This window comes from Candidimonas humi (genome assembly GCF_019166065.1).
Classification (GTDB): Bacteria; Pseudomonadota; Gammaproteobacteria; order Burkholderiales; family Burkholderiaceae_B; genus Candidimonas; species Candidimonas humi.
Genome location: NZ_JAHTBN010000004.1, coordinates 468,704 through 479,144, shown reverse-complemented (window position 1 = coordinate 479,144; position 10,441 = coordinate 468,704). Strand labels below are relative to the sequence as shown.

6 protein-coding genes and 2 pseudogenes are annotated in these 10,441 nt (G+C 66.6%); 5 read left to right on the top strand and 3 right to left on the bottom strand.

Annotated features, from left to right (window positions below):
- Together KVP10_RS12835 and ubiE are read right to left on the bottom strand one after the other, a co-directional pair.
- Positions 1–228, bottom strand: a pseudogene (locus KVP10_RS12835) (Tim44 domain-containing protein); the annotation flags it as partial.
- A 91-nt stretch (positions 229–319) separates the two neighbouring features.
- On the bottom strand, positions 320–1,105 hold the full coding sequence (gene ubiE / locus KVP10_RS12830) for a bifunctional demethylmenaquinone methyltransferase/2-methoxy-6-polyprenyl-1,4-benzoquinol methylase UbiE (protein ID WP_217964971.1): 786 nt from the start codon (positions 1,103–1,105) through the stop codon (positions 320–322).
- Between the two features lie 118 nt (positions 1,106–1,223).
- Here ubiE and phoB point away from each other — a divergent pair, with 118 nt between their 5' ends.
- From phoB to KVP10_RS12805, 5 genes and pseudogenes are all read left to right on the top strand, one after another.
- A complete protein-coding gene (phoB, locus tag KVP10_RS12825; protein ID WP_217964970.1) occupies positions 1,224–1,925 on the top strand; it encodes a phosphate regulon transcriptional regulator PhoB in 702 nt (233 codons plus the stop codon).
- Complete coding sequence (phoR, locus tag KVP10_RS12820) at positions 1,906–3,273, top strand: phosphate regulon sensor histidine kinase PhoR (protein ID WP_217964969.1); 1,368 nt, start codon at positions 1,906–1,908, stop codon at positions 3,271–3,273. The genes phoB and phoR overlap by 20 nt, the downstream gene beginning before the upstream one ends.
- Positions 3,274–3,405: 132 nt before the next feature.
- Entirely contained in the window at positions 3,406–4,137 is a 732-nt protein-coding gene (gene pxpB / locus KVP10_RS12815) for a 5-oxoprolinase subunit PxpB (protein ID WP_217964968.1), read from the top strand.
- Positions 4,138–4,393: 256 nt separating this feature from the next.
- Positions 4,394–5,374: pseudogene (locus KVP10_RS12810) on the top strand (5-oxoprolinase subunit C family protein); the annotation flags it as partial.
- A 268-nt stretch (positions 5,375–5,642) separates the two neighbouring features.
- The gene (locus KVP10_RS12805) at positions 5,643–6,398 is read left to right on the top strand and encodes a LamB/YcsF family protein (RefSeq protein WP_217964966.1); all 756 of its coding nucleotides are present in this window, start codon (positions 5,643–5,645) and stop codon (positions 6,396–6,398) included.
- 84 nt (positions 6,399–6,482) lie between these two features.
- On the opposite strand, the gene KVP10_RS12800 is transcribed toward KVP10_RS12805, so the two are convergent.
- Complete coding sequence (locus KVP10_RS12800; RefSeq protein ID WP_217964965.1) at positions 6,483–10,421, bottom strand: DUF3683 domain-containing protein; 3,939 nt, start codon at positions 10,419–10,421, stop codon at positions 6,483–6,485.
- Between the last annotated feature and the right edge of the window lie 20 nt (positions 10,422–10,441).

Here is a 10,441-nt window from a genome sequence, read left to right as displayed (position 1 = left end):
GGCACCGGTGGCGCCGGCCGCCGCGGGCGCGGCCGCCCTGGGCACGGCCGTGCTGGCCGCCGGAGGCGTGACCGCCTGGCGTTTCTGGGTGATATTGGCCGATTGGCGGCCGAAGCTGCTGCCGCCGCCCATGCGGCGGGCCTGGGCGTCGAACGAGACGGTCAGCATGCCCACCGCCGATACGATCAGCATCGCGGTGGCAAACAGCCTGGAAATCCGGAGGGACATGGAAATGCTCCTGTGGCGCCGGGTTGGCCGGCGAGTTTTAATGCTAGCGGCAAAGCATAGCACAAAACTTACAGGAAACTGAACAAACCTTTCAGCCCAGGTTGACGCCTTCGTGCAACGCCACCAGTCCGGCGCAAAGATTGAAGTAGCGCACCTGCGACAGGCCGGCGGTCTCGAGCATGGCGGCCAGGGTGGCCTGGTCCGGATGCATGCGTATGGATTCGGCCAGGTAGCGGTAGCTGGCCTCGTCGCCGGCCACCTTCTGGCCCAGCCAGGGCAGGATATTGAAGGAATACCAGTCGTAGGCCGGCGCCAGGGGCTTGGCGATGCGCGAGAACTCCAGCACCAGCAGCTTGCCGCCGGGCTTGAGCACCCGGCGCATTTCGGCCAGGGCAACATCTTTATGCGTCATGTTGCGCAGGCCGAAGGCGACGCTGACGCGGTCGAAGTATCCGGTAGGAAACGGCAGCCGCTCGGCGTCGCAGACCGCCACGGGCACCAACAGCCCGCGGTCGATGAGGCGGTCGCGCCCCACCCGCAGCATGGAATCGTTGATGTCGGTCAGCCACACCTCGCCGCTCGGGCCTGCGCGCTTGGCGAAGGCCCGGGCGAGATCGCCCGTGCCGCCGGCGATGTCCAGCACTTTCATGCCCGGGCGCACATCGGCGCGGCCGATGGTGAAGGCCTTCCAGAGCCTGTGCATGCCGCCCGACATGAGGTCGTTCATGAGGTCGTAGCGGCTGGCCACGGAATGGAAGACCTGGGCGACCTTGGCCGCCTTATCGGCCTCTTTTACGGTTTCGTAGCCGAAATGCGTGGTCGCCCCGGGCGACGCTTGCGCCGGGTCCGGGCTGGTGTTCGGGGATGTGTTCGACATAGTGGTTATGGTAACCCATCCGCCCTGCGGCGACGTTCACAAACCTGCAACATTCGCGTCATATCATGGCATCCGCCACAACGAGGCAAGCGCCGCTTGCTATATCATTTCAGGTGCCATGAATTCCACGATACTTGTCGTAGAAGACGAACCCGCCATCCAGGAACTGATCTCCGTGAACCTGGGTTTCGCCGGCCACAAGGTGCTGCGCGCGCTCGATGCCGAACAGGCGCAGACACTGATCCAGGCCGAACTGCCCGACTTGATCCTGCTCGACTGGATGCTGCCGGGCGCCTCGGGCATCACCCTGGCCCGCAAGCTGCGCGCCGACGAGCGCACCCGCGCAGTGCCCATCATCATGCTGACCGCCAAGGGCGCCGAACAGGACAAGCTCGAAGGCCTGGAATCCGGCGCCGACGACTACATCACCAAGCCCTTCTCGCCCAAGGAACTGCTGGCGCGCATCAAGGCGGTGCTGCGGCGGCGCGCCCCGCAACTGACCGACGACGTGGTGCGCATCGGCACGCTGTCGCTGGACCCCGCCACGCATCGCGTGATGGGCGACGACCGCGTGCTGGCTGTCGGCCCCACCGAATTCCGCCTGCTGCATTTCTTCATGACCCACACCGAGCGCGTGTTCTCGCGCGGCCAGTTGCTGGACCAGGTCTGGGGCGACCATGTCTTCGTCGAGGAACGCACGGTCGACGTGCACATCCGGCGCCTGCGCAAGGCCCTGGAACCCAGCGGCCACGACCGCTATATCGAGACCGTGCGCGGCACGGGCTATCGCTGCACGGTATATGGCGCCAGTTCCGAATAAACCCGGTCCCGCGCGCCCGCGCCTGACGCCCGCCGACCTGGCCAGGCGCTGGGGGCCCGTGGCCGTGTGGGCGGCGCTCTGCTTCGCCCTGGGAACCTGGACCCGGCCGCTGCTGAGCTGGCAGGTATTCGCCTGCGGCCTCCTGCTGGCGGTGCTGGCCGGCGGCCTGCGCCTGGCCCGGGTGGCGCGCTGGGCGCAGGACACCGAAACGCCACTGCCCTTGTCCATCGGACCCTGGGACGACGCGCTCGCCCCGGTTTATCGCAAGCTGCGCAAGAACGCGATCGAGATGAACCACATGCAGCAGCAGATCGACCAGATCATGCTGGCCGCCCAGGCCCTGCCCGACGGCGCGATCGCGCTCAACGAAACCATGCAGCTCATCTGGAGCAACCGCACCGCTTGCGAGCACCTGGGCCTGGACCCGGAGCGGGACAAGAACTCCAGCATCTTCCACATACTGCGCTCGCCCGAGTTCGCCAGCTACGCGCGCCAGGAAAGCTGGCCCGCATCCCTGCTGCTGCATCACCAGAGCGGCGGACACGACAAGGCGCTGCAGGTGCAGATGGCTCCCTACGGGGTGGGGCAATTCCTGGTCGTCACCCGCGACGTGACCCAGGTCGAAAAACTGGAGACCACGCGCAAGGACTTCGTGGCCAACGTATCGCACGAATTGCGTACGCCGCTGACCGTGCTGTCCGGATTCCTGGAAACCATGCGCGAGATGCCCGAGGGCGCGCTGAGCGCCGAACAGAAGGCCCATTACCTGAAGCTCATGTACGAGCAGGCGCGGCGCATGGAAGCCATCGTCAACGACCTGCTGACGCTTTCTACGCTTGAATCCTCGCCGGCCGCGGAAGGCACGCCGGTGCGGGTGGCGCTGCTGGTGCACAACGCCATGCAGCAAGCCAGGGCGCTGTCCAACGGGGACCATATCTTCGTCGAGAACGTCGACGACAAGCTGGGATTGCGCGGCACCGAAACCGAGCTTGCCTCGGCCATCTCCAACCTGCTGACCAACGCCGTGCGCTACACGCCCAAGGGCGGCACCATCACCGCCAGTTGGCACACGACCGACGACGGGCGCGCCTGCTACAGCGTACAGGACACTGGCATAGGCATCGCCCAGGAAGACATACCCCGGCTGACGGAACGCTTCTATCGCGTGGACCGGGGCCGCTCGCGCGGCACGGGCGGCACCGGCCTCGGACTGGCGATCACCAAGCACATCGCCATGCGCCACCAGGCTGAGTTCTCGATCCGCAGCCGCCACGGCGAGGGCAGCGTGTTCTCGCTGCACTTCCCCGCCACGCGTGTGCTGCGTCACCTGCCCGTATCGGCCGCGTAAGCCTGCGCAAACATGCTAAAACTGCGGTAAGCGCCCAGTGACCGGCGCGGCGCGCCCTACCGGCCCGAGCCGCGGGCGCCCAGACTCGTGACTATTCCACACTGCGCCACGCCGCGCCGGGAGCGAATCGAAATGGCCACGGCCAGACTATCCGACCAGCCGCAACAAGACTGGAAGATCGTTCCGCAGGGAGACCGCTGCCTGATACTGGTGTTCGGCTCGGGCATCGACCCGGCCACCAGCCGGCGCTGCATCGCCGCCGCCGCGGCGCTGCGCGAGGCCGGCCTGGACGAAATACGCGACATCGTGCCTACCTACAATAGCGTAGCGGTGCACCACCATCCTTGCGCCGACACACGGCATAGCCCGGCCCTGGCGCAGAAAATCGACGAGCGGCTGCGGCAAGCCTTTACCGGCGGGCTCGAGCCGGGCGCGGCCAGGCAAGTGGACATCGAAGTCTGCTACGGCGGCGAATACGGTCCCGACCTGCCGCAAGTGGCCGAACACTGCGGCCTGAGCGAAGCCGATGTCGTGCGCCTGCACAGCGCCACCCTGGTGCAGGTGCTGATGCTGGGCTTCGCCGCCGGCGCCCCTTATCTCGGCCTGATAGACCAGCGCCTGGACATCCCGCGGCGCAGTTCTCCCCGCGTCTCGCTGCCTGCGGGCTCGGTGGCCATCGCCAACCGGCAGACCATGATCTACCCCGAATCCTCGCCGGGGGGCTGGCACATCATAGGCGCGACCAAGGCCACACTATTCGATCCGTCCGCCGAGCCGCCCACGCTGCTCGCCCCCGGAGACAGCGTGCGCTTCGTGCCGGTGTCGCAAGAGGAATTCCGCGCGGCCCGGGGGCTGCGGCCATGAACGCATCCGCCCATGCCCAGCCTTTCTTCCAGGGCCGATCGTTTTTCCACTCGAGGCCATTTTCCGACGAGCTATCGGTTTCCCTCTTGCGGCCACTCCTGCGCTGCCTATCGTTTTCCAACATGCGGCCATTCCTCCACTACCTGTCGGTTTCCCGCATGCGCTCACTGTTCCGCAACCGGCCACTGTCCCACGGACTATCGTTCTTGCACGGTGGTCCCGGAAATACATGTCGCCGCCACCGGAGGGCTATTTCATGTCCCTGACCGTACTCGCCCCCGGACTGCTCTCCAGCTTCCAGGACCTGGGCCGGCACGGGCTGCAGCACCTGGGCGTGCCGGTCGGCGGCGCCATGGACGAACGCGCCCACAGGCTCGCCAATCTGCTGGCCGGCAATGCCGAAAGCGATGCCACGCTTGAAATCACCCTGCTCGGCCCGCGGCTGCGCGTCGATGCGCCCTGCTGCCTGGCGGTATGCGGCGCGAATCTGCAAGCCACCCTGGATGGACGGCCGGTACCCAATAACCGCCCCATCATCGCGCGCGCGGGCGAAACATTGAAATTCGGCGCCCGCCAGCAAGGGGCGCGCGCCTACCTGGCGGTACATGGCGGCTTCGCGCTGGCACCTGTGCTGGGCAGCCGCAGCACCAACCTGCGCGGACACTATGGCGGCTACCAGGGCCGGGCCTTGGCGGCGGGCGATGTCGTCCCCTTGTGCCGCGAACTGCCGGACACGGGGCTGGAAGAGCTGGCCAGGGAACTCTGGAACCTGCGCATCTACTTGCCATCGAACCTGGGCATGCCCGCGCGGCCCCGGCTGCGTGCGCTGCGCGGCGGACATGCCGCGCTGTTCAAGGCCGAAACCCTGCGCGATTTCTATTCGGCGCCCTTCCGCATCAGCCCCCAGTCCGAACGCATGGGCTACCGCCTGCAGGGCCCAAGGCTCGAACTGCAGCGGCCGCAGCAACTGCTCTCCGAAGCCACCTGCTTCGGCACCGTGCAGGTGCCCGCCGATGGGCAGCCCATCGTGCTCATGGCCGACCGGCAGACCACCGGCGGCTACCCCAAGATCGCCCAAGTGGCCACCGTGGACCTGCCGCTGCTCGCCCAGAGCCTGCCGGGCGACAGCGTAGGTTTCGAAGAAATCGATATCGACGCCGCACAGCGCCTCGATGCCCAGCGCGAGACGGCCTTCGCACGCCTGAGCCAGGCGCTGGCGCCGCTGCGCGAATTGCTGGGCGCCCATGCCGGCGCCGATACAAGCGCGGATGCCGATATCAATGCCCCTGCGAAGGCCGTTACAGGCTCCGCTACCCGGGCCGGCGATAATGGCACTGGCACTGGCACTGGCACTGGCACTGGCACTGGCAATGGCACTGGCAATGGCACTGGCAATGGCAATGGCAATGGCAATGGCAATGGCAATGGCAATGGCAATGGCAATGGCAGCGAGCCTGCCAGGCTGGACCCCGATCGTATATAGCTAGCGAAAGCGAGACCCTCTCATGAACAAACTCGACTTGAATTGCGACATGGGCGAGAGCTACGGCGCCTGGAAAATGGGCGACGATCTCGCCGTGCTGCCCTACGTCAGCTCGGCCAACATCGCCTGTGGTTTCCACGGCGGCGACCCCGGCACCATGCGCAAGACCGTGGCCGCCGCGCTCGAGCATGGCGTGGCCGTGGGCGCCCATCCCAGCCTGCCCGACCTGCTGGGCTTCGGGCGCCGCGAAATCCGCCTGAGTCCGCAAGAAGCCTACGATTGCGTAGTGGTTCAGATCGGCGCGCTCGCGGCGGTGGCGGCCAGCCAGGGCGGCAAGCTGCATCACGTCAAGGCGCACGGCGCGCTATACAACATGGCGGCGCGCGACACCGCGCTGGCCGATGCCATATGCCGCGCGATGCGCGATGTGGATCCCGGCTTGATCGTCTACGGCCTGGCCGGCAGCGAGCTGGTCCGCGCCGGCCAGGCCCTGGGCCTGCGCGTCGCGCAGGAAGTGTTCGGCGACCGCAGCTATGAAGCCGACGGCAGCCTCACCCCGCGCTCGCTGCCCGGCGCCATGATAGAGGACGCCGACGCGTCGCTGCGCCAAGTGCTGTCCATGGTGCAGCGCGGGCGCGTGACCACGCGCCAGGGCACCGAGGCCGAGGTACAGGCCGACACGCTATGCCTGCACGGCGACCAGCCCGGCGCCGCACAGTTCGCAAAGAAAATCAGGGCAGACCTGGAAGCCAAGGGCGTGACTATCGCCACGGTGTGACCGACGCGGCCGCACATCGCGCTTGCGCGCCGGCCACATAGCGATCGATGGGCGGCAGGCCCAAGCCTGCCGCCTTTACCAGCCCTACACCAACACCCGCTCTATGCCTCCGGCGTTGGCATCGCGCACATAGGATTCCATCCAGGTCTCGCCCAGGATGTGGCGCGCCATCTCGATCACGATGTAGTCCGCGTCCATGCCGGTGTCGCCCTGGTAGCGGATCAGCCCCTGCAGGCAGGACGGGCAGGAGGTGAGGATCTTGACCTCGCCTTCGAAGCCGTCGGCGCGCACCGCCGCCTGGTTCTTGGCCAGCTCTTCCTGCTTGCGGAAGCGCACCTGGGTGGAAATGTCGGGGCGGCTGACGGCCAGCGTGCCGGATTCGCCGCAGCAGCGGTCGGCCTTGATGGTCGTGTCGCCCACCAGCGACTTGACGGTCTTCATCGGGTCCTGCAGCTTCATGGGCGTATGGCAGGGGTCGTGGTACATGTAGCGCACGCCCTGTATACCCTCGAGCCGCTGGTCTTTTTCGAGCAGGTATTCGTGGATGTCGATCAGGCGGCAGCCCGGGAAGATCTTGTCGAACTCGTAGCTGGACAACTGGTCGTAGCAAGTGCCGCAACTGACTACCACCGTCTTGATGTCGAGGTAGTTCAGCGTGTTCGCCATGCGGTGGAACAGCACGCGGTTGTCGGTGATGATCTTCTCGGCCTTGTCGTACATGCCGTTGCCGCGCTGCGGGTAACCGCAGCACAGGTAGCCCGGCGGCAGCACGGTCTGCACGCCCACGTGCCAGAGCATGGCCTGGGTGGCCAGGCCCACCTGCGAGAACAGGCGCTCGGAGCCGCAGCCCGGAAAATAGAACACGGCCTCGGATTCCGGCGTGGTGGAGGCCGGATTGCGGATGATGGGCACGTAGTCGGGATCTTCGATGTCCAGCAGCTTGCGCACCGTCTGCTTGGGCAGGCCGCCCGGCATCTTCTTGTTGACGAAGTGGATCACCTGCTCGCGTATCGGCGCCTTGCCCACCGTGGCCGGGGGATGCTGCGTCTGCTTGCGCGAGGCCGCCGACAGGAAGTCGTGGGCGATGCGCTGCGCCTTGTAGCCCACGTCTATCATGGCCTTGCGCGTGGCCTTGATGACACGCGGATCCTTGGCATTGAGGAAGAACATCGAGGCCGCGGTGCCAGGGTTGAACGACTTCTTGCCCATGCGGCGCAGCAGCGCGCGCATGTCCATGGACACGTCGCCGAAATCAATGTCGACCGGACAGGGGTTGTAGCACTTGTGGCAGACCGTGCAATGGTCGGCGACGTCTTCGAATTCTTCCCAGTGCTTGAGGCTGACGCCGCGGCGCGTCTGTTCTTCGTACAGGAAGGCCTCGATCAGCAGCGAGGTGGCCAGGATCTTGTTGCGCGGCGAGTACAGCAGATTGGCGCGCGGCACGTGGGTAGCGCAGACCGGCTTGCACTTGCCGCAGCGCAGGCAATCCTTGATGGCATGGGAAATCGCGCCGATCTCGCTTTGCTGCATGATCAGCGATTCGTAGCCCATCAGGTTGAAGCTGGGCGTCCAGGCGCGGCTCAGGTCGGCGCCGGGCATGAGCTTGCCGCCGTTGAAGCGGCCGGCTGGATCGATGCGCCGCTTGTAGTCCTGGAAGGGCTGCAGCTCGGCCTGCGTAAGAAATTCGTACTTGGTCAGGCCGATGCCGTGCTCGCCGGAAATGACGCCGTCCAGGTCGCGGGCGATCTGCATGATGTGCGCCACCGCCTCGTTGGCCTCGCGCAGCATCTCGTAGTTGTCGGAATTCACCGGGATGTTGGTGTGCACATTGCCGTCGCCGGCGTGCATGTGCAGCGCCACGAACACGCGCCCCTTGAGCACGCGGTCGTGGATGGCCTGGATTTCGGCCAGCACCGCGGCACAATCGGCGCCCGAAAAGAAGTTCTCCATCGGCGACCGGACTTCGGTCTTCCAGGACACGCGTATCGTGCGGTCCTGCAGCACGTCGAATACCCGCGCCTGCGGCTGCCGGGCCACGCGCTCGCGCAAAGTTTCTTCCAGCGCTTCCAGCCCCAGGTCGCGCAGCGTGGGCAGCGCCTGCGCCAGCGGCATGTCGAGATTGTCCAGCAGCCAGTTCCAGCGCACGCGGGCGGCGCGCAGCGTGGCCACGGCCTCGCGGGTGCGCTCGGCCAGCACTTCAGCGCGCGTGTGCTCGGCGTCTTCGATGTCTTCGGCCTTGCCCACGGGCAGCTCGCCGCCCAGGAATTCCTCGAGCTGGTCGAGCAGGCGCAGCTTGTTGTGCGTGGACAGTTCGATATTGATGCGTTCGATCGCGTCCGTGTATTCGCCCATGCGGTCGAGCGGGATCACCACGTCTTCATTGATCTTGAAGGCATTGGTGTGGCGCGCGATGGCGGCGGTGCGGGACCGGTCGAGCCAGAATTTCTTGCGCGCCTCGGCGCTGACGGCCACGAAACCCTCGCCGTGGCGGGTATTGGCCAGGCGCACCACTTCGCTGGCGGCCACGGCCACGGCATCGGGGTCATCGCCCACGATGTCGCCGAACAGCACCATCTTGGGAAAGCCGCCGCGCTTGCTCTTGGTGGCGTAGCCGACCGCGCGCAGGTAGCGCTCGTCCAGGTGCTCGAGGCCGGCCAGGATGGCACCGCGCGCCCGGCCCGGGCCGTCCAGGTAGTTCTTGATCTCGACGATCGAGGGAATGGCGTCGCGCGCCTGGCCGAAGAATTCCAGGCATACCGTGCGCGTGTGCGCCGGCATGCGGTGCAGCACCCAGCGCGCGGACGTGATCAGGCCGTCGCAGCCTTCTTTCTGCACGCCCGGCAGGCCGGCCAGGAACTTGTCGGTCACGTCCTTGCCCAGGCCCGCCTTGCGGAAACGCGCGCCGTCGATGACCAACATCTCGCTGCGCAACGGCCGCTCGCCGGGCGCATGGTTGCCGTCGAACCACTTGAGTTCGAAGCGCGCCTGCGCCACGTCGTGGATCTTGCCCATATTGTGCTCGAGCCGCGTGACCTCCAGCCAGTTGCCTTCCGGGTCGACCATGCGCCACCAGGCCAGGTTGTCCAGCGCCGTACCCCACAGCACCGCCTTCTTGCCGCCGGCATTCATGGCGACATTGCCGCCCACACAGGACGCATCGGCCGAGGTCGGATCGACCGCGAACACGAAGCCCGCGGCTTCCGCCGCTTCGGCCACGCGTTTCGTGACCACGCCGGCGCCGGTGAGCACCGTGGCCACGGGCTCGTCCACGCCCGGCAGGCTGCCGGTCTCGACCGCCCCGAGCGCATCGAGCTTTTCGGTGTTGATGACCACCGAGCGCCAGGACAGCGGAATGGCGCCGCCCGTGTAGCCGGTGCCGCCGCCGCGCGGGATGATGGTCATGTCCAGTTCGATACAGGCGCGCACCAGCGGCGCCATTTCGGCCTCGGAATCGGGCGTCAGCACCACGAAGGGGTATTCGACGCGCCAATCGGTGGCGTCGGTGACGTGCGAGACGCGCGACAGCGCGTCGAACTTGATGTTGTCGCGCGCGGTAGCGCGGCCCAGCCGGCGCAAGACCCGCTTGCGCAACTCGCGCGTCTGCTCGAATTCGCCGGCGAAGGCGCCTACCGCGCCGCGCGCAGCCTGCAGCAGATGCGCCACCTTGTCGTCGCGCCCGGGCTCGGACAGGTCGCGGCGCCGGTCGATCTCGGACAGGCGATGGTTCATGGCATCGACCAGCAAATGCAGGCGCTTGGGGTTGTCCAGCAGGTCGTCCTGCAAGTACGGATTGCGGCGCACCACCCAGATGTCGCCCAGCACCTCGAACAGCATGCGGGCCGAGCGGCCGGTGCGGCGCTCGCCGCGCAACTCGGAAAGCCACTGCCAGGATTCCTCGCCCAGCAGCCGCGAGACGATTTCGCGGTCGGAGAAAGAGGTGTAGTTGTAGGGGATTTCACGCAATCGCGTGGCGGCGGCAGGGGCCTGGACGGCAAGCAGTTGACTGGCTATGGGCGCATTCATGGCGTGGCGAAAAAGGGTAA